General features: G+C 58.6%; 25 protein-coding genes. 11 read left to right on the top strand and 14 right to left on the bottom strand.

The window, feature by feature from the left end; all coding sequences use genetic code 11:
* Positions 1-94: 94 nt before the first annotated feature.
* Positions 95-796 (bottom strand): winged helix-turn-helix domain-containing protein, encoded by a 702-nt coding sequence (locus ACR3E2_RS11395; RefSeq protein WP_267365085.1) that lies wholly within the window; start codon positions 794-796, stop codon positions 95-97.
* Positions 768-1,055, bottom strand: coding sequence for a hypothetical protein (locus ACR3E2_RS11390; RefSeq protein WP_480484131.1), 288 nt, complete (start codon positions 1,053-1,055; stop codon positions 768-770). Before ACR3E2_RS11390 ends, ACR3E2_RS11395 begins: the two co-directional genes overlap by 29 nt.
* 176 nt (positions 1,056-1,231) lie before the next feature.
* Between ACR3E2_RS11390 and ACR3E2_RS11385 the strand changes: the two genes are divergently transcribed.
* The 4 genes from ACR3E2_RS11385 (at position 1,232) to ACR3E2_RS11370 (ending at position 5,151) form a co-directional block, all read left to right on the top strand.
* Complete coding sequence (locus tag ACR3E2_RS11385; protein WP_480484130.1) at positions 1,232-1,690, top strand: hypothetical protein; 459 nt, start codon at positions 1,232-1,234, stop codon at positions 1,688-1,690.
* A gap of 110 nt (positions 1,691-1,800) precedes the next feature.
* Positions 1,801-2,418 (top strand): ribonuclease HII, encoded by a 618-nt coding sequence (locus ACR3E2_RS11380; protein WP_480484185.1) that lies wholly within the window; start codon positions 1,801-1,803, stop codon positions 2,416-2,418.
* A gap of 107 nt (positions 2,419-2,525) precedes the next feature.
* Positions 2,526-3,629 (top strand): DNA methyltransferase, encoded by a 1,104-nt coding sequence (locus ACR3E2_RS11375; protein WP_480484129.1) that lies wholly within the window; start codon positions 2,526-2,528, stop codon positions 3,627-3,629.
* Between the two features lie 139 nt (positions 3,630-3,768).
* Positions 3,769-5,151 (top strand): adenylate/guanylate cyclase domain-containing protein, encoded by a 1,383-nt coding sequence (locus ACR3E2_RS11370; protein WP_480484128.1) that lies wholly within the window; start codon positions 3,769-3,771, stop codon positions 5,149-5,151.
* A gap of 65 nt (positions 5,152-5,216) precedes the next feature.
* Here ACR3E2_RS11370 and ACR3E2_RS11365 read toward each other — a convergent pair whose 3' ends face one another.
* Complete coding sequence (locus ACR3E2_RS11365) at positions 5,217-6,353, bottom strand: alkane 1-monooxygenase (RefSeq protein WP_480484127.1); 1,137 nt, start codon at positions 6,351-6,353, stop codon at positions 5,217-5,219.
* 61 nt (positions 6,354-6,414) lie between these two features.
* Positions 6,415-7,470 carry an A/G-specific adenine glycosylase gene (gene mutY / locus ACR3E2_RS11360; protein WP_480484126.1) on the bottom strand — a complete coding sequence of 352 codons (1,056 nt, stop codon included), beginning with the start codon at positions 7,468-7,470 and terminating at the stop codon, positions 6,415-6,417.
* An 81-nt stretch (positions 7,471-7,551) separates the two neighbouring features.
* Here mutY and ACR3E2_RS11355 point away from each other — a divergent pair, with 81 nt between their 5' ends.
* Together ACR3E2_RS11355 and ACR3E2_RS11350 are read left to right on the top strand one after the other, a co-directional pair.
* Positions 7,552-8,058, top strand: a complete 507-nt coding sequence (locus ACR3E2_RS11355; protein ID WP_480484125.1) for a DUF721 domain-containing protein — start codon at positions 7,552-7,554, stop codon at positions 8,056-8,058.
* 13 nt (positions 8,059-8,071) lie between these two features.
* A complete protein-coding gene (locus ACR3E2_RS11350; protein ID WP_267365070.1) occupies positions 8,072-8,734 on the top strand; it encodes a DsbA family protein in 663 nt (220 codons plus the stop codon).
* A gap of 37 nt (positions 8,735-8,771) precedes the next feature.
* Here ACR3E2_RS11350 and lpxK read toward each other — a convergent pair whose 3' ends face one another.
* The 5 genes from lpxK to ACR3E2_RS11325 form a co-directional block, all read right to left on the bottom strand.
* Entirely contained in the window at positions 8,772-9,773 is a 1,002-nt protein-coding gene (gene lpxK / locus ACR3E2_RS11345; RefSeq protein ID WP_480484124.1) for a tetraacyldisaccharide 4'-kinase, read from the bottom strand.
* The gene (locus ACR3E2_RS11340) at positions 9,760-10,998 is read right to left on the bottom strand and encodes a 3-deoxy-D-manno-octulosonic acid transferase (RefSeq protein WP_480484123.1); all 1,239 of its coding nucleotides are present in this window, start codon (positions 10,996-10,998) and stop codon (positions 9,760-9,762) included. The genes lpxK and ACR3E2_RS11340 overlap by 14 nt, the downstream gene beginning before the upstream one ends.
* Positions 10,995-11,795: an inositol monophosphatase family protein gene (locus tag ACR3E2_RS11335; protein WP_480484122.1), complete on the bottom strand. Its 801-nt coding sequence runs from the start codon at positions 11,793-11,795 to the stop codon at positions 10,995-10,997. The genes ACR3E2_RS11340 and ACR3E2_RS11335 overlap by 4 nt, the downstream gene beginning before the upstream one ends.
* The gene (locus ACR3E2_RS11330; RefSeq protein WP_480484121.1) at positions 11,782-13,128 is read right to left on the bottom strand and encodes a TldD/PmbA family protein; all 1,347 of its coding nucleotides are present in this window, start codon (positions 13,126-13,128) and stop codon (positions 11,782-11,784) included. The genes ACR3E2_RS11335 and ACR3E2_RS11330 overlap by 14 nt, the downstream gene beginning before the upstream one ends.
* A 168-nt stretch (positions 13,129-13,296) precedes the next feature.
* The gene (locus ACR3E2_RS11325) at positions 13,297-14,811 is read right to left on the bottom strand and encodes a DUF2125 domain-containing protein (RefSeq protein ID WP_480484120.1); all 1,515 of its coding nucleotides are present in this window, start codon (positions 14,809-14,811) and stop codon (positions 13,297-13,299) included.
* A gap of 140 nt (positions 14,812-14,951) precedes the next feature.
* On the opposite strand from ACR3E2_RS11325, the gene ACR3E2_RS11320 reads away from it, so the two are divergent.
* Genes ACR3E2_RS11320 through ACR3E2_RS11310 form a run of 3 tightly spaced genes read left to right on the top strand, consistent with a single transcriptional unit; the run spans position 14,952 to position 17,034 of the window.
* On the top strand, positions 14,952-15,695 hold the full coding sequence (locus ACR3E2_RS11320) for an SDR family oxidoreductase (protein ID WP_480484119.1): 744 nt from the start codon (positions 14,952-14,954) through the stop codon (positions 15,693-15,695).
* Positions 15,692-16,300 (top strand): enoyl-CoA hydratase/isomerase family protein, encoded by a 609-nt coding sequence (locus ACR3E2_RS11315; protein WP_480484118.1) that lies wholly within the window; start codon positions 15,692-15,694, stop codon positions 16,298-16,300. Before ACR3E2_RS11320 ends, ACR3E2_RS11315 begins: the two co-directional genes overlap by 4 nt.
* Positions 16,297-17,034: a VOC family protein gene (locus ACR3E2_RS11310; protein WP_480484117.1), complete on the top strand. Its 738-nt coding sequence runs from the start codon at positions 16,297-16,299 to the stop codon at positions 17,032-17,034. Before ACR3E2_RS11315 ends, ACR3E2_RS11310 begins: the two co-directional genes overlap by 4 nt.
* Here ACR3E2_RS11310 and ACR3E2_RS11305 read toward each other — a convergent pair whose 3' ends face one another.
* Entirely contained in the window at positions 17,035-17,331 is a 297-nt protein-coding gene (locus tag ACR3E2_RS11305) for an HNH endonuclease (protein WP_209599595.1), read from the bottom strand.
* Between the two features lie 48 nt (positions 17,332-17,379).
* On the opposite strand from ACR3E2_RS11305, the gene ACR3E2_RS11300 reads away from it, so the two are divergent.
* Positions 17,380-18,564 carry a TIGR03862 family flavoprotein gene (locus ACR3E2_RS11300; protein ID WP_480484116.1) on the top strand — a complete coding sequence of 395 codons (1,185 nt, stop codon included), beginning with the start codon at positions 17,380-17,382 and terminating at the stop codon, positions 18,562-18,564.
* 1 nt (position 18,565) lies between these two features.
* On the opposite strand, the gene holA is transcribed toward ACR3E2_RS11300, so the two are convergent.
* The 4 genes from holA to ACR3E2_RS11280 all read right to left on the bottom strand — a co-directional run bounded on the left by holA (position 18,566) and on the right by ACR3E2_RS11280 (position 23,164).
* The gene (holA, locus tag ACR3E2_RS11295) at positions 18,566-19,594 is read right to left on the bottom strand and encodes a DNA polymerase III subunit delta (protein WP_480484115.1); all 1,029 of its coding nucleotides are present in this window, start codon (positions 19,592-19,594) and stop codon (positions 18,566-18,568) included.
* Positions 19,591-20,082 carry an LPS assembly lipoprotein LptE gene (lptE, locus tag ACR3E2_RS11290; RefSeq protein ID WP_480484114.1) on the bottom strand — a complete coding sequence of 164 codons (492 nt, stop codon included), beginning with the start codon at positions 20,080-20,082 and terminating at the stop codon, positions 19,591-19,593. Before lptE ends, holA begins: the two co-directional genes overlap by 4 nt.
* A complete protein-coding gene (gene leuS / locus ACR3E2_RS11285; RefSeq protein ID WP_480484113.1) occupies positions 20,069-22,606 on the bottom strand; it encodes a leucine--tRNA ligase in 2,538 nt (845 codons plus the stop codon). The genes lptE and leuS overlap by 14 nt, the downstream gene beginning before the upstream one ends.
* A 72-nt stretch (positions 22,607-22,678) precedes the next feature.
* Positions 22,679-23,164, bottom strand: a complete 486-nt coding sequence (locus ACR3E2_RS11280; protein WP_480484184.1) for a DUF3576 domain-containing protein — start codon at positions 23,162-23,164, stop codon at positions 22,679-22,681.
* A gap of 281 nt (positions 23,165-23,445) precedes the next feature.
* Here ACR3E2_RS11280 and ACR3E2_RS11275 point away from each other — a divergent pair, with 281 nt between their 5' ends.
* The gene (locus tag ACR3E2_RS11275; protein WP_480484112.1) at positions 23,446-24,465 is read left to right on the top strand and encodes a porin; all 1,020 of its coding nucleotides are present in this window, start codon (positions 23,446-23,448) and stop codon (positions 24,463-24,465) included.
* The last annotated feature ends 8 nt before the right edge of the window (positions 24,466-24,473 follow it).

The raw sequence follows: 24,473 nt of genomic DNA, 5'->3' as shown, positions 1-24,473 counted from the left end.
CTCTGCCTGGGGTTTGTTTAGAATGGGGCTTTCCACCTGACATTCCAAGAGGCTGCAACGGGAATTTACCGGGCGCGAGCGACGCGCCAAAACGTCAGACCATTTGAATGACGTCCTTCTCGATCGACAGCATATACCCCTTCTTGGCAATATTCTTGACCAGCAGTTCGCTGACCATCTGGTTGCCAAGCGCGTCGCGCAACCGCTTGATCCGTGTTGCGCCCGCGGCTTCGTCACAATCGGCGGCATCGCGACCGGAAATCATGGCCTCGATCTGGGCGCCGGACAATACCTCGTCATCCAACCGGGATTCCGCCAGAATCGACAAGGTTTCCATCGCGGCGGGCGTCAGTTTGAAATCCATGTTGTTAAGGTAGACAGTGTTTTCTTCGCGACTGATCAGCAGCGACGTTACCTGAATGCCGGTACGTTCGATCTGTGCCATGCGCCGGTTCAACAAGACCAGCATCACCAGAAAGACCAGTGCCGAGATCATCATCGCACTGGCAAAAACCAGCAGCACATAGATCACCATCCGGTAACTGGACAGGGTGTCAGCAAAGGCGGTGCCAGACTGGGCCAGAATTTCAAGCAGGCGAATCTCAGTCTGTGACGTCAGATCGGCCTCGACAAACAGCCGCTCGACACGTGCGTTGAACGCATTTGCGTCCGGCAAGGTCCAGAACAGGAAAACGGCAGCGGTGATCAGAATGACGACAATGGCCGCGATGCCCAGCACAACCAGACGGACACCCGACCGGCGTGCATCAGAAACGGAGATAGAATTGTCCGGCATTGCCTTTCCTCTGATCCAACCCTTCCGGCCCGAAAACGGACTGCACTTCAAGCAAGGTCCAACCCGACGCGTTCAGGCGCTGGGCGATTTCTGCCCGGGCCTGCCCCTTGTCGCAACTTGTGACCTGCATGACGCCGTAATGCAAACGCAGCGGGTTGTCCTTCTTGGCTTTGTAGTCCGCATAACAATCTGCCGCTGTCGCAGCAGAACCAAGCGATAACAGGGCCGCAAAGGTCAGAGAAGAGAGGATCTGTTTCATAGGCCGCATCCTGCGCATGAGTTGCCGCGATATTCAATAACCCAAGGGGTTTGCTGCCCCTGATATCCGATAACACCGGGCCGTTATTGCTTGTCTGGGGCAGGTGCCCCCACTTTCAGGGCAATCAGCACGCGGTCCGTCATACGGTCGCAAGAACATCCGAAAGGACAGGCATCATGCATAAGAAATTCATCGCTTTGATCATTGCGACCGCGGTTGCGATTACCGGTGTGTCGGCTTCTCAGGCGAAGGCGGCCGACGCAAAGGACATTCTTGGGGGGCTGGCGGCCATCGCTATTATTGGTGCCGGCGTTCATTACTATAACAAGGAAAAGAAAAAGGATCAGGCGACTCGTCAACAGACCTATACCCATACACCACATGTGACGCAGCCGGTGCGTCCGTTGCCGCCGCATGTGGCGCGTTACGACCTGCCCCAGCGCTGCCTGCGCACCTATGATGGGTATTCGCAGGACCATCCGCTGCTTGGGCCGAAATGCCTCGAGAAACATTACAAACATGCCAATAGCCTGCCGCAAGAGTGCAAGGTCGGTTTCTGGAATGGCAAAAAGGTCAGGCGGGCCTATGAACCTGCATGCCTGCGCCAAAAGGGATACCGCGTCGTTTATCAGTAGTTCGGGTTGAGCAGGAACGGTGCCAAAGAAGTGCCGTGAGAGAGAGGGTGGTGTGGGCCGCCCTCTCATTTCTTCTTGCGGTGCTGCGCGAAACGCGGTTTGCCAAGGGCATGACAATGCCAAACTTCGAACTTGAGCAGGCGCTGCTGGACATGGGCCACATCCGTATCGCCGGTGTGGATGAGGTCGGGCGCGGCCCATTGGCCGGGCCGGTTGTGGCTGCCGCCGTGATTCTGAACCCGAAGCACTTTCCCGAAGGGTTGAATGACTCAAAAAAGCTGACCGCAAAACGCCGGGCCGTGCTGGACGCCGAGATTCGGGACGTTGCTGAGTTCGCGGTGGCCGAAGCCTCTGTCGCCGAAATTGATGAGGTCAATATCCTGAGGGCGTCGCACTTGGCGATGATGCGCGCGGTGGAGGCGTTGACCCCGGCACCTGATTTCCTGTTGATCGACGGCAACCTGATTCCGCAGGGTCTGAGATTTCCGTCACAGGCCGTTGTGAAGGGCGATGCACGATCGGTGTCGATCGCGGCTGCTTCGATCTTGGCGAAAAACTGGCGCGATCAGGTGATGGTGGATTTAGCGCAACAGCACCCGGGTTATGGGTGGGAAACCAACGCAGGCTATCCGTCAAAACAACACAAGGAAGCGCTGCGAAATCTTGGCGTGACCCCACACCATAGGCGTTCATTCAAACCGGTGCACAACATCTTGTATCAAGAGTAAATCGTAAGCTGCTGATTCAAAAAAGAATTTGACGGCGAATCGACTTTGACTCATCCTTGTCTCAACCAAATGAGCGCAAAAGCGCCGTGGACACTTGAGGCAGTGATATGACAACAACCACCAAAAAGGGCGCAAGAGCGCTCCCTTTAAACACGATTCTATCCGGGGACTGCATCGATGTGATGAACAGTCTGCCCGAGGCGTCAGTGGATCTGATTTTTGCGGACCCGCCGTATAACCTGCAATTGAAAGGTCAGTTGCATCGTCCGGATAATTCGCAGGTCGATGCGGTGGATGATCACTGGGATCAGTTCGCAAGCTTCGGGGCGTATGACCAGTTTACGCGCGAATGGCTGAAGGCGGCGCATCGTCTGCTGAAACCCAATGGCGCGATCTGGGTGATCGGGTCTTATCACAACATTTTCCGCGTGGGGTCAGCGCTGCAGGATGCCGGATACTGGATCCTGAACGACGTTGTTTGGCGTAAGTCGAACCCGATGCCGAATTTCCGCGGCAAACGGTTCACCAATGCGCATGAGACGATGATCTGGGCGTCCAAGCGCGAAGGCGCGAAATACACCTTCAACTATGAGGCGCTGAAAGCCCTGAACGAGGGTGTGCAAATGCGCAGCGACTGGGTGCTGCCGATCTGCACCGGGCATGAGCGGCTCAAGGATGAAAACGGCGACAAGGCGCATCCGACGCAAAAACCGGAATCGCTGTTGCACCGCGTGCTGGTCGGCTCGACCAACCCTGGCGATGTGGTGCTGGATCCGTTCTTTGGCACCGGCACCACCGGGGCCGTCGCCAAGATGCTGGGGCGCGAGTTCATTGGTATCGAGCGAGAGGAAAGCTATCGCAAGGTGGCTGAAAAACGCATCGCCAAGGTCCGCAAGTTTGATCGCGAAGCTCTGGAAGTCAGTGCCAGCAAACGTGCCGAGCCACGCGTGCCATTCGGCCAGCTGGTCGAACGCGGGATGTTGCGCCCGGGTGAAGAGCTTTATTCCATGAACCAGCGCCACAAGGCAAAGGTGCGTGCGGATGGAACGCTGGTGGGTGACAATGTCAAAGGGTCAATCCATCAGGTCGGCGCGCATCTGGAAAACGCCCCGTCCTGCAACGGCTGGACATACTGGTGCTTCAAGCGGGACGGCAAGACCGTACCGATTGACATCTTGCGGCAACAGATCCGCGCAGAGATGCACAACTGAATTCACGAACACCGCCGGTGCCTGTGGCCTGACACATGGCACTATGCCTTGCCCCGCCGATCAACCGGCGGGGTCTTTTGTTTTGCCTTCAACAGTGATTGCATAAGGCTGCCAAGCCTCCGCAAGAAAGACCACGGCCATGACCGAGACGACCGCACAGCCCCGCCGAAGCCTGTTTTTCACCCAGCCCGATGCGTTTGATCTGGACAACAAATATACCGAGGCTGCGTTGGAACGGCACAAGCGCGAGGGTCTGGAACTGGCTGTGCGTGCGCGATGGGTGGCGATGGCGCTGACTGCGGTGCTGCTCATTTTTCTGAACCCGCAATGGGAGGTGCTTTGGTATCACTTCATTCTGCTGCTGATCTGCGCCAACGGATGGTTGATCCGCAGAGCAGGTCGTGTCGGGCAATCGCGGGGCGAGTTGTTTTTGATTTTCGTCGACCTGCTGATCATGACGCTCGGGATGATCGTACCCAATCCCTTCAGCGATGATGTCAGGCCATTGGCCATGCAATACCGGTTCGACAACTTTCAGTACTTCTTCATCATTCTGGCGGCAGGCACATTGGCCTATTCCTGGCGGACCGTGATCGCCATTGGAACCTGGACGGCGATGATGTGGACGATCGGGTGGATCGTTGCCTGGTGGGTCGCAACGCCTATTCCGGGGCTCAGCGAAAAAGTTACAGCCGCCTTGCAAGGCTACCCGGATGTTGCCGAGCTTCTGGATCCGAACAGTTTCATGGCGCCTCAGCGCATCCAGCAGGTGATCGTGTTTATGATGGTGGCCGTGACTTTGGGCCTTTCGATGCAGCGGCTGAACCGGCTATTGATGAGCAATGCAGGGCTGGAACGGGAACGGGCCAACCTGTCACGCTATTTTTCGCCCAACGTGGTAGAGGAGCTGAGCCAGAATGACGAGCCGCTGAAACAGGTCCGAAAAGAGAATGTGGCCGTTCTGTTCATCGACATCGTCGGGTTTACAAAATACGCCGCCGGGCGCGACGCCTATGACGTAATCGAAGTGCTGCGGGGCTTTCACGCCCGCATGGAAACCGAAGTTTTTCGCCACCACGGAACCCTGGACAAGTATCTGGGGGATGGTCTGATGGCGACCTTTGGCACCCCGGTGCCCACGCCGTTGGATGCAAGCAATGCGCTGGGATGTGCACGCGCGATGGTCAGCGTGATCGACCGATGGAATCTGGACCGTCGCCGGGCGGGAGAGCCTGAAATCCGCGTCGGGATCGGGGTGCACTATGGCTCGGTCGTGCTGGGCGACATTGGCGCGAACCGGCTTGAATTTGCTGTCATCGGGAATGCGGTCAATGTCGCGGCCAAGCTCGAGGCGCTGACGCGTGATTTGCAGGCGCGTATCGTGGTCAGCGATGCCGTGCGCGCGCGGATTGCAGAGGAGAACCAGTCTGCGTCTGTCGCCATGAATGGCTTTACAGAGCTTACCGATCAATCCGTGCGCGGTGTAGATACACCGATGGATATCTGGGTGATGAAAGGCTGAAGACGGTATGTCCTACCGTAACAGCACCCAAAGCGCCGAACCTGATGGGCCGGGCGGCGCATTGGTTACGCATCAGGTACCGGGTTCAGGGCCTTGTTATAGGCGTGCCAATCGGTGATCTCGGGGTAGTACTGGCGCCGCCATTCCCGGACCCGTGGGTTCATGACCCGCCGCCACAGCGGTGGGATCATCGCAGCCACAGTCATGACGGGATAGCCATAGGGCAGTTGCGGTGCCGTTTCGGGCGTGTGGTGTTGAAGCAGCGGGAACCGGCGGTTTGGTTTGTAGTGGTGATCCGAATGGCGTTGCAGATTGATCAACAACCAGTTTGAAGCTTTCTGCGAGGCATTCCAGGAATGTCTGGGTAGGACGTGCTCATACCGCCCGTCCCCCAGATGTTTCCGGGTCAGGCCGTAATGTTCCACGTAGTTGACCAGTTCCAGCTGCCAGATCGCGACCCCGGCCTGCAACAGAAACAGGGCCAGACCGGACCATCCTCCGATCAGCGCCGCCAGTGCCAGCATCCCCCCTTGCAACGCCCAGTACCGCCAGAACGGGTTGGAGCGGTCGGTCCAGGGGCGGTCCTTGCGGGCCAGTTTTCCGCGTTCGGCGTTGAAGGCCGAGACCAGACTTTGCCGCAACACCCTAGGGTAAAAGCGGTGAAACCCTTCGTTGTATCGCGCCGTCACCGGATCGCGTGGCGTTCCCACATGACGGTGATGGACCAGCAGATGCTCGGACCGGAAATGAGAATACAGCACCATGGCAAGAAGGATATCGCCAAGCCAGCGTTCCCAACGGCTTTTCTGATGCATCAGCTCGTGGCTGTAGTTGATACCGACCGTACCCGAGATAACACCCATACCAAAGAACAGGCCGATTTTCTCAGGCGTCGAAAGCTGACTGCCGTGGCTCGCGTACCAGATCAGGCCAAACAGGGTAAGGAACTGAAGGGGTGCCCAAAGCTTGGTCAGCAGGATGTACCGTTGTAGAGCATCGTCCGGCGTCTCGGGGTCCGCATTTTCCACGTTGAGCCCGGTGATCCGGTCCAGCACGGCAAAGACCCACCAGGTCGAGATCGGGATCAGCAGAACCCACCATCCGCCCGCGAAAGCAGTGAACCAGATCAGTGGGATCAACAGCAGGGACACCCAGAAGGGTGATGCCGATTGCCAGCGTGCCAACGAGACTGTTGCGCTCATCTCTGGTGCTCCTACTAGATGGGGACAGCCTAGCCGCGAGGCCAGGGAATGCACAGCGGTCTTATTGTCCTTTCCACAGATCATAGGCTTTGCGCATCACCGTGGGCAGGTCGCTGGGTTTGAAGCTGTGCTTTCCCACTGCGATCAGATGATCGGGAACATACTGACCGGTGGTTTCTGCGGTCCAGATTCTTAAAATCAGATGAAAATGCGTAAAAGTGTGGCGCACCTCGCCCGGCACCATCTTCCAATCTGCCGCAAGCGGGGGGTGCTCGCCCGGATCGTCAGCCCACTCCGATCCGGGCCAGCCCAGCATTCCGCCCAGCAAACCTTTGTCCGGTCGGCGCTCCAGCAGCAAGGCCCCATCTGGCATGCGCGCGATGTAAACGTGACCGTGACGGGTGGGTTTGGGCTTTTTCGGTGTTTTTCGGGGAAGATCAGCCTGTGTTCCCGCAAGCCGCGCTTGGCATGGATCGCGCAGCGGGCAAATGCCACATGCCGGGGATTTCGGTGTGCAGATCGTGGCCCCCAGATCCATGACTGCCTGTGCGTAGTCACCGGGCCGAGAAGAGGGTGTCAGCGCTGAAGCTTTTTCCTTCAGCAGGGGTTTCGAGCCGGGCAGCGGCGCATCAATGTCGTAAAATCGGGCCATGACGCGTTCGACATTGCCATCCAGAACCGTTTCAGGCTGATCAAAGGCGATGGCCGAGATTGCCGCAGCTGTATAAGGGCCGATTCCGGGTAATTTCAGCAGCGCATCATAAGTTTCGGGGAACTGACCATTGTGATCCCGCGTCACAACGCGGGCGCACTTCAAGAGGTTGCGCGCACGTGCGTAATACCCAAGGCCGGCCCATTCCCCCATGACCTGCTCATCCGGTGCGGCGGCCAGCGCCTGAACCGTAGGCCAACGTGTCACGAAGCGCAAAAAGTAATCCCGCACCGCTGCTACAGTCGTCTGTTGCAACATCACTTCGGATAACCAGACCCTGTAAGGGTCAGGGCGCACCCCGGCGGCGCGCTCTGCCGGTCCTGTGCGCCATGGCATGGCGCGAGCGTTGTGGTCATACCACTCCAGAAGCGCAGCGCTGACGGTGAATTCAAAGGAATCACGCAAGTTTTATTCGTCTCCCTGTCAGGTTTCGCTGGCACCCGGTGTTCTGCCTATTACAATAGCGGCGCAGGAGTTGGAAACCAGATGCAACGCAGACGTTCGTCAACCCGCGGGTTCAAGCGCACCGCGTCTTTGCTGAATGACCAGATCAGGCGCGCCGGGGAAAGCCGGGGCTTTGCTGTGTCACGTCTGTTGACCCATTGGGCCGAGATCGTGGGTCAGGATACCGCCGCTATCGCGCGCCCAGTCAGTGTCGGCTATGGCAAAGGCGGTTTTGGCGCGACCCTGACCGTTCTGACCACAGGCCCGCAGGCCCCGATGCTGGAAATGCAGAAGGAACAGCTGCGTGGTAAAGTGAACGCGGTTTACGGTTACAATGCCATTAGCCGTGTCCGCATTACTCAGACCGCTCCGACCGGATTTGCCGAGGGGCAGGCCAGTTTCGACCATAAACCGAAGCAAGCAAAACCCGAGATTGCACCTGAAATTGCAGCCGAGGCAGACAAAGTGTCACGCAGTGTAAATGATGAAGATTTGCGCGCGGCCCTTGAACGTCTTGGGCGCAACGTTTTATCCAAACAGAAACGCTGAGAAAGGGCTGAGAATGAGCCGTATTGCAACCGTAATCTGTGCGGCCGTCGCCGTGGCCGCAGGCGGCTATTGGGTGTCGCTGTCAAATTCCAACACAAGTTTTCCGCTGGTCAGCGCCGCCGAGGCGCAAGAGGCGGACCTGGATACATCCACCATCATTGACATGGTTCAGGGCGCCGAGGGCGCGCCTGTCGAAATCATCGAATACGCATCCTACACCTGCCCGCATTGCGCGAATTTCCACAAGAGCGCGTATAAACAGCTCAAGAAGGATTTCATTGATACTGGTAAGGTCAAGTTCACCTATCGTGAGGTCTATTTTGATCGCTATGGTCTGTGGGCGTCAATGGTGGCCCGCTGCGCCGGTCCCGAGAAATTCTTTGGCATCACTGATCTGATTTACGAAGGTCAGGCAGAATGGACGCGCGCAGGAGGCCCGGCCGAGATCGTCGATGAACTGCGCAAGATCGGTCGTCTGGCAGGTATCGATGGCGACCAGCTTGAGGCCTGTTTGCAGGATGGCACCAAAGCGCGGACATTGGCCGCGTGGTATCAGGAAAACGCCGAACGCGATGGAATTCAGGCAACCCCGTCCTTCATCGTGAACGGCAAGAAAGTCGACAATCAGTCCTACGCGGATTTCAAAAAGCTGATCGAAGCAGAGCTAGGCAGCTGACCCGACCCCAGCTGACCCCGCCGGGGGCCAGCCTGGTTTACTTTGGTGAAGGGGCGGCTTTCAAAAGCATGTCCCTGACCCTGTCGGCGTCTGAAACCTGAAGCCGAACCGGCAAAGTGATCACTTTGCTTCGGAACGCGGGCGGCAGGCGAACGGCATCTTTTTCGGTGGTGACCATCTGAGCGCCCAGCAAACGCGCCTCGTTTTCCAGTCGGGTCATCAGGGCCTGTGTCAACGGTTGGTGATCGTCCAACGCCTCGGCCCGTACCAGATCCACACCCAGCCGCCGCAGGGTTTGGAAGAACTTTTCGGGATAGCCGATGCCTGCAAACGCCAACGCACGCGTTTCCGACCAATCCATACCGGTTTGCAGGGGTTCGACCGCCCCGGTGACGTGGGGAACGGTCAACCGGCGTTTCCAGTTGTCGGCAAACACCTTTTGCGCCGCCTCTTCCCCCAAGGACAGTACAAGATCGGCCCGTTGCAGGCCGGTATCGACGGGCTCTCGCAGTGGACCGGCTGGCAGGCATAATCCGTTTCCAAATCCGCGCTGGGCGTCCACAACGATAATCGAGAAATCCTTGGCGACCGAAGGGTTCTGAAAGCCGTCATCCAGAACGATCACCGTAGCCCCCGCTGCGGCCGCTGCACGCGCGCCCGCCGCCCGATCCTTGGCGACCCAGACCTCGGCAAACATCGCCAGCAACAGCGGCTCGTCCCCCACCTCGGCGGCGGTGTGCCTGCCCGGATCGACCTGCACCGGGCCTTCCAGTGACCCGCCATGTCCTCGCGTCACGACATGCGGTTTGTGCCAGGCATTACCCAATTGTTCGAGGGTCCAGATCACGGTGGGCGTTTTCCCGGTTCCACCTGCATTGAGATTGCCGATGCAGATCACGGGCACACCGGGATTTTCCCCTGATTTCGAGGCAATCCTGCGGGCCGTCGCCGCGGCATAAAGGCGGCCCAGCGGGGCCAGCAGCCGCGCCCTCAGACCCGGCTGGTCCGGAGGAGTGTTCCAGAAATCAGGTGCCCGCATGATCTGCGCTCCGCTGGTCCAGAATATCCTGCACCATTTCGATAAGGGTGTCTGCCTGCGGCGCACCTTCGGTGATTATCTGCCATCCAGCCAAAGCCATGTCAGCGGCGCGGTCTGGTGCCAGAAGCTGTACGACTGCATCGCCCAACTCGGTTGCTGACTTGACCTCATTGGCTGCCCCTGCCTGTTGAAGGTGGGCGTAAAGCTCGTGATGGCGATGCACGAATGGTCCAGAAATTATGGCGGACCCCAGCGCGATTGCGTCGGACGGGTCCTGACCACCTGCGCCGCGTTCCATTGAACTGGCCATGAACGTCACTGCCGACACGCGGTGCCACAACCCCAGATTTTCGGGGTCTGCAGTCAGAACGACCTGCGTGCTGTCTTCGATCAAGTCACCATCGTCCCAGTTGACACAGCGTAAATCCATCGTCTCCAGCCGCCGTTTTAGGGGGGCAGCCTCGTGAACGTCGGCGACGTGAAGTACCAGAACCAGCCGGTGCAACAGGCGCAATGCCTGACGATGTGCTGTCAGAACCGAAATGAACTCTTTGTCCTGCACCCAGGCAGCCAGCCAAACGGGTCGCCCTGCCAGCGTGTGGTTGGTTTCGATCAGCTCGTCTTCTGGCCAAGGTCTTGGATTTGGGCTGATGCGCAAAGGTGGCGATTCTTCGACTGTTGAAAACGGGATGCCAAGTCTCCGGATGTGTCGGGCGGTTTCAGAATTTGCAGTCAGTATCTTGCGAAAGCAGCTAAAGGTCACTCTGGTTATGTCTGGCAGCCAGCGCGCGTTCCGGGACAGTGCAACGGTAAATTGGGCGTCGAACAACACCAAGGGTACGGCCTGTTCATCGGCTCGGGTTATGATGTTGGGCATCAGATCACCACCGACCCAAATCCCGATACCTGGGCGCCAGTATTCGATAAAGTCACGCGCGGCCCCGCTTTGCTCCTGAGGCAGGTTGATCAGGGGAAAACTGCATTCCGGCCAGGCTGACAGATCCGCGTCCGGCGGGGCGGTCAATAGAAAGTGCAGCTCGGATCGGGACTGAAGCAACCGGCGGCAAAAATCACTCACCGCCCGCAGGCGGTCTGGCGTGGCGACGTGCATCCACACGACCTCGCCTTCGGGGCGTGGCAGGTCGGTTTTTACACCAACGCCGTTCCGCATTCTCCAGGACAGCACCCGATAAGCGGCAAGGCTTAATGAGCGCGGTTTGCTCATGCGCCGATTCCGGGCCCGATCGGGTCCAGCTGAGCCCACAGTTGCCCGTGGATCGCGGTGCTGGCGGCGATTACGCCATTCAGCCTGGGGTGGGCATTGTTGAAGATCAGCGGTTGACCCAAACGGTCTGAACAGACGCCGCCTGCCTCTCGGATGATCAGATCGCCAGCGGCAATATCCCATTCCCAGCTGGGGCGAAGGGTCAGCATAGCATCGAACCGCCCCTGTGCGACCAGCGCCATGCGATAGGCAAGCGAGGGTCGATATGCGCGGTGGAAGGCTGGAACATTCTGATTGCGCCAGTGCTGTGTGTCCAGATTTGGTTTGGCGGCCAGAACCTGAGATTGCAATAGCTCAGGCGTTTTCGACGTCGTAATCCTTTGCCCGTTGAGAGTGGCGCCCTGACCCTGTGCCGCAGCATAAAGCAAGTCGCGCATCGGCAGGTAGATTACAGCGGCAGTCACAATGCCATCGACTGCAACGGCCAGCGAATGCGCCCAGGTGCGCGCGCCTTCGGTAAAGCTGCGGGTGCCGTCAATCGGATCAACGATAAAGGCGTTGCTGCGGTCCAAGCGCTCGGGCGAATCCTCGGATTCCTCGCTGAGCCAGCCATAGCCCGGCCGCGCAGCGCACAGCTTTTCTTCCAGCATCGCGTTGACGGCCAGATCGGCCTCGGTCACCGGACCGGCGCCACCAGGTTTGTCCCAACGCTGTGCTTGCGTTCCGGAATAGCGTGTAGCGATCTTGCCGGCCTCAATCGCGGCCTCAATCAGAAGGGGCAGATCAGTTGCCGGCAAGTGTCATTCCTTCAATCAACAGCGACGGGACCACGCGCGACAAATATGGGCGCGCGTCATTGGCGGGAATGATCCGCCGCAACATATCACGCAGATTACCTGCGATGGTGCATTCGTTGACAGGATGCGTGATCACACCGTTTTCGACCCAAAACCCTGATGCACCACGGGAATAGTCGCCTGTATTGGGGTTGATCGTCGATCCGATCATGGAAGTGACCAGCAAACCGGTGTCCATATCGCGCAGCAGATCTTCGCGACTGCGGGCCCCTTGCGTCAGGCTCAGGTTCCAGTTGCTGGGCGAGGGTGGGCCGGACACACCGCGCGCAGCGTTGCCCGTGGAGCCCATGCCCAGCTTGCGGCCACTCGACAGATCCAGCGTCCACCCCGTCAGGACACCGTTTTCCACAATCACCCGGCGCTGCGTCGGCAAGCCTTCAGCATCAAATGGGCGCGAGCCTGAGATGCGCGGGCGGTGCGGATCTTCGATCAGCGACAGATGCGCGGGCAGAACATCCTGCCCAAGACAATCCTTGAGCCAAGACGCGCCCCGCGCAATAGCGGCCCCATTGCTGGCGGCCAGCAGATGCCCGATCAGCGAAGACGAGATACGTTCATCAAACAACACCGGGAAACTGCCGGTCGCCGGTTTGCGCGCTCCAACCTGTTGCACAGCGCGTTCCCCAGCGGTGCGCCCAATCTCAGCCGCGTCGCGCAGGTCGGATTGAAACGTCCGGCTGTCACCGTCATAGTCGCGCTCCATCCCGGTGCCTTCACCCGAGATCGCAACGCATGAGATGGATCGGCTGCTGCGCTCATACCCACCGGAAAACCCGTTTGTAGCCGCCAGATGCACCCGGTGCGTTCCGTAGCTTGCAGCAGCATCCGACACCTGCGTGACGCCTTTTACCGCCAGTGCTGCGGCCTCGGCGGCCAGCGCATCCTGCATCAGGCTTTCCGCGGACGGGGCCGGGGCAGTGTCCAGCAATTCCAGTGACTGAATATCCCAGTCACTGGCCAGTTGGCTTTTGTCCGCCAGCCCGGAATAGGGGTCCTCGGGCGCCTCTTTTGCCATGGCCACGGCGCGTTCGGCCATCGCCGCAAGGGTTTCCGGGCGGCTGTCAGAGCTGGACACAATGGCTGAGTGTTTACCCAGAAACACGCGCAAACCCAGATCGGCGCCTTCAGAGCGTTCCGCATGTTCCAGTGCGCCGCCCCGCACATCGACCGAGACCGAGGACCCTTCGAGAACGATGGCATCTGCTGCCTCTGCGCCTGCCCGGCGAGCGACATCGAGCAATTGTTGGCTGATTTCTTCTGGCGTGCGGGTCATGAGGTCTCCGGGTTGATTGCCAAGGACCTAGCCTCGCACTGCCCGCCCCGCAAGACCTATGACCGGATTGGGCTGTGTGGATCGTGATTAATCCATGCCGCTACCAAGTTTTGCACAAGGTTCCCAGGAATGGAAAGGGCCGCACTTCGCGGCCCTTTCAGATAGGTATCACTTGATACGCTGGCCATTCGCCAAAATCTGGCCGTCTTCGGTGAATTCGATGGTCGAGTTCAGGGTGTCAGGCTCATCGCCGGGGACCGCCATCAGACCCATCATCATCCGCGCGCCCAGCGCATCGTCATCCGAAATGAGGCCCATGCCGATCAGCGTATCGATCAGCTGATTGGCGCCAACAAGTTTCAGGTTCGCCACGCCGCTTGGGCTGGGCATTCCCCCAAACTCTTCTGTGTTCGAATTGTCGAAGGCGAAATCGCCATCACCTGTCAGTTTGGCACCAACCAACGAAACCAGAAGCTGGCTGATTTTCAGCGAATGCAGCTCACCCGGAGCTTCGTCCGACTCGACGTCGATTTCTGGATCGAAGATGTTCATCAGAACTTTTGCCGTGCCGGTCGTGTCCAGCGCAATTGTCGCCGGATCGCGGGGCAGCGCGCCTGCCGGGTCAAAAATGCCCCACAGGACATCAGACATGGTGAATTCGGTCATGTTGAGGCCAAATGCAAAGGGCTGTATTTCGTCCGATTGCTGGATCGGGAATTCGAAATTCAACCCTGCGCTGGCCATGGACAACTCGATCGGGAATGGCAGGTCTGCTGTTGTAACCGCCAGTTTGGTGCTGTTCTGCGCGATGTCATAGGCGATACGCTCGGCGTCGATGCTGGCGGCAAAGCGTCCACCTTCCGAGGTGCTGTTCATCGAGAACGCCTGGCCTTCGCTGGTCCCGCTCAGATCGGTGCTGCCGGATGCATAGGTAAACGTGCCATCAAAGGCGAAACCCGCTTGGTAAAACGCCTGCGGATCAGACATGTCAAAATCCAGCGGGATCACGTTTTCGCCTTCAAAGGCCAGTTGGCCCAGTTGGCCATTGATCAGCCCGCTTTCACCGTTTTCCGGATCCTGAAAGTTCAGGTCATAGGTCAGTGTATCGCTGTTGAATGTCTGGGTGATGCTTCGGTGTTCGCCGATTTGCATCCGCGACCGACCGGCCAGATCACCTGCCTCGACCGCGATGCTGAAAACCTCGTTCGGCAGCGGTTCGCCATCGACTTCAATCGAATCCAGCGCAATGCCCAGTTTGTCAGCGGTGTAGTCATAAGTCATGTCTTCGGGTGTACCCGAAACGACCATGTTCAGCTGGCTGTGCGAATAAATCACTTTGGCTGCAAACTCTTCATCGTCGGCTGTTCCCGTGACATCCATGGGAAAGCTTTCGGGCAGTCCGATGGTAACGGTTCCGTCACCATTTTCGGTCAGCGTCATTTCAGGCATGACCATCTGGAACTGCCCGTCTTCTTCCGGAAAGGTCAAAGAAAGTGTCATGTTCGAAATAGTGGTGACGTCACCGGTGATGCTTTCGTCACCTGTAACGGTGTAGCCCATTGAAGTGAAATAGCTCTGCCAGTCGGACCAGACATCATTTGCAGTAAGGTCGGCGAATGCGCCCTGGGTCGCAACGGCGTAAGCCAGAACAGCACCGCAGCTGCGGTGGAGGAAAACGGACATAAGGTAACCCTTCTTGATCAATTTGCGGCGCATGGTCGGGGTTGTGGCACCTATCGTCAAGGGGGCAAGGGCTGGACCATTTCCCCGTTTCCGCGTTACGGCTGTTGCCGGGATCGATAACAATGCGTGAGGAGAGGCGAATGCAGGGGAAAACAGTTCTGATAACCGGGGCCAGTCGTGGCATAGGGGCCGAAGCGGGGCGCGTTTTTGCCGCAGCCGGGGCCAATATCGCATTAGTGGCCCGCGGCCGAAATCAGATTGATGCCTTGGCCGCTGAACTGGGTGATCAGGCCATTGCGCTGGCCTGCGATGTCAGCGATTTCGCGCAGGTCGAGCAGGCTGTGGCCACATGTGTGGATCGGTTCGGTGGGCTGGATGTTCTGATTGGCAATGCCGGTGTGATCGATCCAATCTTTCATCTTTCCAACGCCGATCCTGAGGCCTGGAGCAAAGCCATCGACATCAACCTCAAAGGTGTTTTCTACGGGATGCGTGCGGCATTGCCTGTGATGCGGGCCGCCGGGGGTGGAAGCATTCTGACCGTCTCGTCCGGCGCGGCGTCCAACCCGGTTGAGGCGTGGAGCCATTATTGCGCGTCAAAGGCCGGGGCAAAAATGTTGACGGAATGCCTGCATCTGGAAGAAGCCCAACACGGTATTCGCGCCATGGGGCTGTCGCCGGGGACGGTTGCCACGGATATGCAGCGGTCCATCAAGGCAAGCGGCATCAATCCGGTCAGTCAACTGGACTGGGACGCGCATATTCCCGCAGACTGGCCTGCGCGTGCCCTGTTGTGGATGTGTTCCAAGGACGCGGATGAGTATTTGGGAACGGAAATCTCGCTGCGTCTGGAAGACATCCGAAAAAGGGTCGGGTTGATATGATTGACCTGACGAAAGAGGATGGCCTGTGGGTCGTTACGATCAACAATCCCGAAAAGGCAAACGCCCTGACCGGAGCGATGCTAAATGAACTGGTCGGGATTGCCGAGGCCGCAACCAGCGCGCGGGCGCTGATCCTGACGGGCGCGGGCAAAGTGTTCAGCGCCGGGGCCGATCTGGATGAGGCGCGCGCCGGTCTGGCCACCTCTGACGTCTGGGAAAGACTGTCCGGTGCCATCGCCGCATTGCCTTGTCTGACCATTGCTGCGTTGAACGGAACTTTGGCTGGCGGGGCCAATGGCATGGCTTTGGCCTGTGACCTTCGCATTGCGGTGCCAACAGCCAAGTTCTTCTATCCGGTGATGAAGCTGGGGTTCCTGCCGCAACCGTCCGATCCGAAACGGCTAGCGGCTTTGGTGGGCCCGGCCAGAACCAAGTTGATCCTGATGGCAGGTCAGAAGATCACCGCGCAAGAGGCGTATGACTTTGGTCTGGTTGACCGGATCGTCGAGCCCGATCATCTGATGCAAACCGCGCGTGACTTTGTGGCAGACAGCGTGAACGCTGACCCCGTTGTCGCCAGGGATATCGCAAGGATGTGTTCATGAGGATTTCGGCCGTTCGGTTGCGGGTCGCTGACCCGGAAGGACTGGCCCTATTCTATCGCGACGTTCTGGGTATGCGGGTTGACCGGCAGGGGTCAGGTTGCCGCGTCGGCTACAACTCGGAAGATGCGGACCTTCTGCTGTTGCCGGGTGGTGGGGGATACACCCATGACCGGGGCCAAAGATATTGGAAGATCGGAATTACCGTTCCTGATGTCGATCTTGCGGCAACGCATCTGCGCGCGCTGGGTACTGCGGTAAGCACGCCGAGCCAGTTTTTGGATATCGGGTATATGTGCCATCTGGCTGATCCCGAAGGGTTTGTCGTCGAATTGCTGCAACATGATTTCGAAGGTAACAAACCGGTGCAGGTTGCAGATCCGGATGCTCCGTTTGCGCAGGCCCGGATCGGTCAGATAACCCTTCGAACCGGTGATATTGCGGGTGAGGACGCGTTTTGGCGCGCGCAAGGTATGTCCTTGCTGTCGATGCAGGAGGTGGCCCCCCATGGCTTTGATCTGCATTTCTACGCCTTTACCGACGAAACCCCTCCAAACCCCGATTTGTGGGCCGTCGAGAATCGCGAATGGTTGTGGAAGCGACCGTATACGACATTGGAGTTCCAGCATCTTGCGGGTGCGCAGTTTGCGCCCGTACCGGATTACCAGGGAATAGAAGTCGAGGGGTTGGCCGCACCTTTGAAAGACGCCTTTGGCGATCCGGTCCTGCCTGGCTGATCACCTGTTGCGTCGCTTGCCCGGAACTTTCGACCGAAATCCGGGTGGGCGTTTACGCACCCAGATCAGGAATTTCTCAAGCCTGGGATGCGCGCGCAAGGCTGCGACCGTGTTGTAACTGCGCGCCAGTTCGGCCTCGGTCAGAGTGGCATGCACTTCTTTGTGGCAAATCTGGTGCAGAAGGACGGTGGGTCCGCCCTTGCCTCCTTTGAGTTTTGGGATCAGATGATGCAGGCTGCCACCCCCGCTGGGGATTGGGCGGTCGCAGAGCGGGCAGATCGGATCGTTGTTCGCCATGATGGTTTGAAACTTGCGCCGATGGATGGCGAAGGCAAGAGGGTGCGAATGGCGCAGGCAGTGGTGATCGGAGCAGGCCCCGCAGGGTTGATGGCGGCCGAGCAACTGGCCGAGGCCGGGCATTCCGTACTGGTTGCCGAAGCCAAGCCCTCGGTTGCGCGCAAATTTCTGATGGCAGGTAAATCGGGGCTGAACCTGACAAAGGACGAACCGCCTGAGACACTGATGCGGTCGTATGCCAATGCGGCGGACTGGTTGTGCCCGATGATCACCGCCTTTGATGCGCAAGCCGTGCAGCACTGGGCGCGTGGATTGGGCCAGACATTATTCACGGGCTCCACCGGGCGGGTTTTTCCCGAGACCATGAAGGCGTCGCCCTTGTTGCGCGCATGGCTTGCGCGACTGGACGCAGCAGGGGTTGAGATCAAAACCCGTTGGCGATGGAAAGGTTGGGAAGCTGATGCGCTGGTATTTGAGACCCCGGACGGGCCGCAAAACCTGATTGCTTCTGTAACCGTTCTGGCGCTGGGCGGGGCAAGCTGGGCCCGCCTTGGGTCGGATGGTCAGTGGGCGCAAATCTTGTCCAGCAGGGGCGTGGAACTGGCACGGTTCGAACCTGCGAATTCAGCCCTGTCGGTGGACTGGAGCCCTCATATGCAGCCACATTTCGGGGCGGCGCTGAAATCGGTTCGGTGGATGGCCGGTGACCAGGATAGCCGCGGCGAGGCCGCAATCTCGGCAACCGGGCTGGAGGGAGGCGGGCTTTACACCCTCACCCCTGCTTTGCGCAATGGGCAGCCACTTTATGTCGATCTGGCACCTGATCTGGACCTGCAATCCTTGCGGGCGAGATGGTCGTCCAGAAAGTCGAAAACCACGTTTTCGCAATGGATGAGAAAATCGTTGAACCTGTCACCGCAGAAGATTGCCGTGTTTCACGAGATGGCAAAACGCAGTCAGTTGCCGCTGCCCGGCGAAGTGGAGGTTCTCAAGAAACTGCCAATCCTGCACGCGGGGCTGCGACCGATGGATGAGGCCATTTCGACGGCAGGCGGCGTGAAACGATCCGCGTTGGATGACGGGTTGATGCTGAAAACCATTCCGGGTGTATTCTGCGCAGGTGAGATGCTGGATTGGGAAGCGCCAACCGGGGGCTATCTTTTGACGGCCTGTCTTGCCACGGGTCGCTGGGCCGGTCGGGCCGCTGCCGATAGGCTGGATCAGGTCAGATAACTCAGCGCGACCGCGCAAGCATCGCCAGACGAATCATAGCACGCTCAACCAGAGCCATTGAGGGGGCTGTCTGTCCGGCGGATCGCAGGGAGAGGTCGGTATCCGTCAGAACGGTCAGCGCAGTTTGCAGCTTGGGCGCCCCCCAGCCCTGTGCCTGACGCAGAATACGGTCACGGCGTTTCCCGTATACTGGCGGACGCAACTTACCGATACCCTGCGCAGCACCACCGGGATCCGAGGCGCAGGCATAAAGTGTGCGGAAATGCCGGGTTGCCCCAATACACAGGGTTACCCCGTTGGTGCCTTGTGCCTGCAACCGCCGGATCAGCGGCCCGATCTCACCGGAGCGGCCTTCTGCAACCACGTTCAGCACGTCGTCAAGCGCCGCCTCGGTCGAACGCGGGGCGCAGGCTTCGATGTCTTCCATGGTCAACTCAGAGTTGTCACCGCGCTTGTAAAGCGACAGTTTCTCAATGGTTTGGGTGAAGTCACCAGGGCTGAGACTGTTGGCCAGTTCGTTGATGGCAGACATGACATCGCGGGGGATGTTATTCAGATGTGCTTCGGCCAGAACCCGTTCGACCTCTGCGCGCGATGGCGGGTCGTCATAAATACCTATCGCATAGGCCGCGGGATGCCCTTCGAACGCTTTGCGGATTTTCGAATTTGGTTTCAGCTGACCAGCCGTCACGATGATCTGAGCGTCGCCGGGGACCCAATCTTCAAGCGCGGCCAGAATCGCAGGCGCGGCGGTTTCGGTGGCGTCTTCCACAAACACCGCGCGCGGGCCGGGGAAAAACCCAACCGCCTTGACCGCGTCCAGCAGCGACGCCGGATCGCCGCGCAAGTCACCACCCGGCAGGCGGGTCAGGCGCATTTCCTCTTCCGCGCCGGGACCAAGCAGTGCGGCCAGAACCTGTTGCCGCTTAAGCGCCACCCGCATGGCATCCGCACCATAGATCAGCAGCCCGGTCTTGTCCGCATCCGGCTTGGCGAAATACCCGTCAGCCTCGCGCGGGCTCAACTTCATTTGGACAAGCCCGGTGTTGAATACAGGCGGTTCACGATATGCCCGGACAGGATCACCATCAGGCGTTCTTTCGCATCGCGTTCGTCAGCCAGCGTCGACACGGTGGAACCCGAAGCAGAATAGCCCACAAAATCGGTTACGGTGCCGGACGCAGTGACTTGCCCGGTTTGGTTGGATTTCAAAGCGTATTGCGCCCGTCCATCAATCGTGTACCGCGTTGTCTCGTTCGTCGTGGTTATGGCCGCGCCGCGGATTTCGGTCGAGACCTGAACATCCAGAGTGTAATCGCTGACAGAGCCCGCGCTGCGGCCCAGTTGCTGTTCAAGGTTCTGAACCAGAAGATAGCTTTCGACGGTATTTGGCGCAGACACCGCCACCCGGCCGAACAAGGCAGAACCCGACCCGCCCGGAGCATAAACCGGTTGAAAGCCGCAGGCAGCCAGTACCAGCGGCATCACAAGCAATGTTCTGCGATCAAACAACGACATTCACAATCCGGCCCGGAACAACGATAACTTTCTTCGGCGCGTTGCCATCCAGCGCCTTTTGGACAGCTTCGGTGCTAAGCGCGATATTTTCAACCTCGGCTTTGTCCATATTTTTCGGAACGCTGATTTCCGCGCGACGCTTCCCGTTGATCTGGATCGGCAGGGTGACGGTGTCATCAACCAGCATCGCCTCATCCGCGACGGGCCACGGGGCGACAGCCACTAGGCCCTCACCGCCCTGATGCGCCCAGATATCTTCCGCCAGATGTGGCGTCATCGGTGACATCAACTGGGCCAGTGTTTTGATCGCTTGTTTCTGAGCCGCCGCACCGGCCTTGGATTTTGCCAGCGTATTAGTGAAAGCGTAAAGCTTGGCGATGGCGGCGTTGAAGCCAAAGCTTTCAACACCCAATGTCACGTCACGGATGGTTTTATGCATCTCGCGCAACAGGTCCTCATCGCCTTCGCCCGCTGCATTGGCCTCCATGGCACCGATCCTGTCACACAGGTTCCAAACGCGATTCAGATGCTTATAGGCGGCTTCGGCCCCTGCCGCCGTCCATTCCACGTCTCTCTCGGGTGGCGAATCGGACAGCACGAACCAGCGGGCCGTGTCGGCCCCAAAGGCTGAAATGATGCTGACTGGATCGACCACGTTTTTCTTGGATTTCGACATCTTGGCCGAAGGGATGATTTCGACCTCAGTACCATCGGCCAGTTTGCCGTCGGTCACATCCTCGGGCAGGTGATAGACCGGCCGACCGTTGGCGTCGCGCGTCTGGTAAATCTCATGCGTCACCATGCCTTGCGTGAACAGCGCATCGAACGGCTCGATAGCCTTTTTTGGCAGGTGGCCGGTAAGGTTCATCGCCCGCGCAAAGAACCGGGAATAAAGCAGGTGCAGAATCGCGTGTTCAATGCCGCCGATATACTGGTCGACATTCATCCAATACTCGGCCTCAGCCAGATCGGTAGGCGTTTCCGCGCGCGGAGCGGTAAAGCGCGCGAAATACCACGACGAATCGACGAACGTGTCCATCGTGTCGGTCTCGCGCTTGGCCGGAGCACCGCAGTAGGGGCAGGAACAATCGCGCCAGGTCGGGTGGCGGTCCAGCGGGTTGCCGGGTTTGTCGAATGCCACATCGTCGGGCAGGCGGACCGGCAGGTTTTCTTTCTTCTCGGGCACCACACCGCAGCTTTCGCAATGCACGACGGGAATCGGACACCCCCAATAGCGCTGGCGGCTGAGTCCCCAGTCCCGCAAACGGTATTTTGTGACACCCTCGCCCCAACCGGCTTTTTCAGCAAAATCGACGGTGGCGTTGATGGCTTCCTCGCCTGTCGCCTCGGTCAAACCTGCAAAATGATTCACCCAGCGAACCTTCTCGGTTTTCGGCGGAACGAATGCAATTTTGTCGACCGGCGTGCCGTCATCCAGTGCAAAGAATGTGTCGACCACAGGCAGGCCGTATTTGCGGCAAAAGTCGAGGTCGCGCTGGTCATGCGCAGGGCAGGCAAAGATTGCGCCAGTGCCGTAATCCATCAGGATGAAATTGGCGATCCAGACCGGCAGTTCCCAGCTCGGGTCCAGCGGGTGCTTGACCTTGATGCCTGTGTCAAAACCTAGCTTTTCTGCGGTTTCTATGGCTTCTTCCGTGGTGCCGCCTTTGCGGCATTCGGCCACGAATTCAGCCACTTCGGGGTTTTCGGCCTCAAGCTGTTTTGCGATCGGGTGATCGGGCGAGATGCCAACGAAAGATGCGCCCAGCAGCGTGTCAGGGCGGGTTGTATAAACGGTGATCGGCTCTCCGCCATCAGTGCGTTCAAAGCCGAATTGCAGACCGCGCGACTTGCCGATCCAGTTCTCCTGCATCAGGCGCACCTTGGCGGGCCAGTTGTCCAAAGTGTCCAGCGCGTCCAGCAATTCTTCGGAATAGTCCGAGATCTTGAAGAACCACTGGGTCAGTTCGCGCCGCTCTACCAATGCGCCCGAACGCCAGCCACGACCATTTTCAACCTGCTCGTTGGCCAGAACGGTCATATCGACCGGGTCCCAGTTCACCACAGCGTTTTTGCGATAGACCAGCCCGGCATCAAGCATATCGAGGAACAGCGCCTGTTGTTGGCCGTAATACTCGGGGTCGCAGGTCGCGAACTCACGTGACCAGTCGATGGACAGGCCAAGTGGTTTCATCTGATCGCGCATGTCTGCGATGTTGCTGTAGGTCCAGTCCTTCGGATGACCCCCGATAGCCATCGCGGCATTTTCCGCAGGCATCCCGAATGCATCCCAGCCCATCGGGTGCAGCACGTTGTGACCCGTCGCCAATTTGTGCCGCGCGATGACGTCACCCATCGTGTAGTTGCGCACATGCCCCATATGGATTCGGCCAGACGGGTAGGGAAACATCTCAAGCACATAGTATTTCGGCTTGTCCGCCTTGTGGTTGGCGGTGAAGATCCCGGCCTTGTCCCAGGCCTCTTGCCATTTTGCTTCGATTTCGGTGGCCGAGTAGCGCGACATTTTGCGGTCCTTCGTGAATGAAAACGCCGGGTAGGAACCCGGCGTGGTAATATTGTGATTTTCGGCGGGTTGCTAGAACTTGTTGTCCGCTATGCGTAGCTGTCGGGCGCGCGACAGAATCGCATCCTCGACTGCGCGGGATGTTGCCGCACTCACCGGGGCCCCTCCGCTCGATTGAAGCGCTACCGACAACGAGCGCGCGGCAAGCGCCGGATCGCTGATATGAACAGTAGCCCGGTAGGATCGGCCACCGCCCGGAGGTGTGCCGTAACCCGTTACGATTACACCGGTAAACGGATCAACCTCCTGCACGGGCAGGAAGCTCAGTACATCCAGTGAAGCCGCCCACAGATACCGGTTTACGTTTGTGGTCTGCTCGGCGGTGCTGCGGTCAAAGATATCCCAGATAGTTGCCCGATCGGGGTCATTCAGCTCTTGTTCGTCCGAATTGCCGCCAGCGATGTTGGGGGAGTATGTTGTCGAAGCGTTTCGATTCTGCCCACATGCCGAAAGAGCAGCGGTCAGCAGGATCATTCCCAAAATCGTCGGCAGGCGCATTGCAAACAGGTCCTGTTTCACTTGTTCTACAGTATTCAGGGGATACTCCTAGCCAAGGACCCCCGCTGCAACAAGCCCATTCTTCTGAAATGTAAGTGTATCAGCTGCATCGGGGCGAAAACTGACTGTGGCATCCTTGCACCAATTTGACCTCAATGACGCCGACGTCTTTATGCCAAGCTTGCGCAAAGGGGGCAAAAAGAGCGAAACGGTGTCCGTGCTGAGACATGTGCCGAGGCATATGTCGAGTAGATAACTCTTTTGAAACCGAGGGAAACAAGATGAAAAAAGTTCTCTTCGCATCGACGGCGCTGATTGCGACCGCAGGCGTTGCAGCAGCTGAAGTTAACTTCAGCGGTTATGGCCGCTTTGGTATTGGTTACGTTGAAGATCGTAGCGGTACCGTTGTAAACGTCCAGACAACCGGTACCGCGCCAGGCGTTGGTACGGCTGTTGTTCAAACTGACGACGCGATCTTGGTTTCGCGCTTCCGTCTGAACATCGACGGTTCTGCAGAAACCGACGGTGGCGTTCGTTTCGAAGGCCGCGTTCGTCTGCAAGCTGACGAAAACAGCGGCAACGGCGAAGCAAACCGCGCTGGTCTGAACGGTGCACGCTTCTCGGTCATCTACGGTGGCCTGCGTGTTGACGCCGGTAACGTTGCAGGTGCCTTCGACAACCTGGCAAACTACTACGGCAACGAAGTTGGTCTTGAGCTGTTCGCAGGTCAGTACTCGGGTGTTAACTACAACTTCCTGGGCTACACTTCGACCGGTTCGGGTTCGAACGCCGTGTTCTTCCAGTACTCGGTTGGTGACTTCTCGTTTGGTGCATCGTACGACCAAGCGACTGTAGCTCTGAACGGCGTGCCTATGGACGCAGACCGTTGGGACATCAGCGCAACCTACACCTTCAACAACATCACAGCTGCTTTGGCCTACGGCCAGACCGACGCTGGTGTTGCTGGTGTAAGCGATCCGAGCCTGACCGTTCTGACCCTGGGTGGTGAATGGGGTGACTTCGGCGGTACTCTGTTTGTTGCAGACGACGCAACTCAGGTTGCAGCAACTGACGGCACCGCATGGGGTCTGTCGGCAACCTACAACGTTGGCGCCGCAACAACCCTGATCTTCGCTTACGGCGACGGTAACGCATCTGCTGATACTCAGCAGGTTGCTCTTGGCGCGATCTACGACCTGGGCGGCGGTGCATCGCTGCGCGGTGGTATCGGTGTCAACGACTGTGACAGCTGCACAGACTCGACCTTCGTTGCTGACTTCGGTGCTCAGTTCAACTTCTAAGCTGATCT

Source organism: Ruegeria sp. AL7, from assembly GCF_056536105.1.
This window is presented reverse-complemented; position numbering and strand designations above follow the sequence as displayed.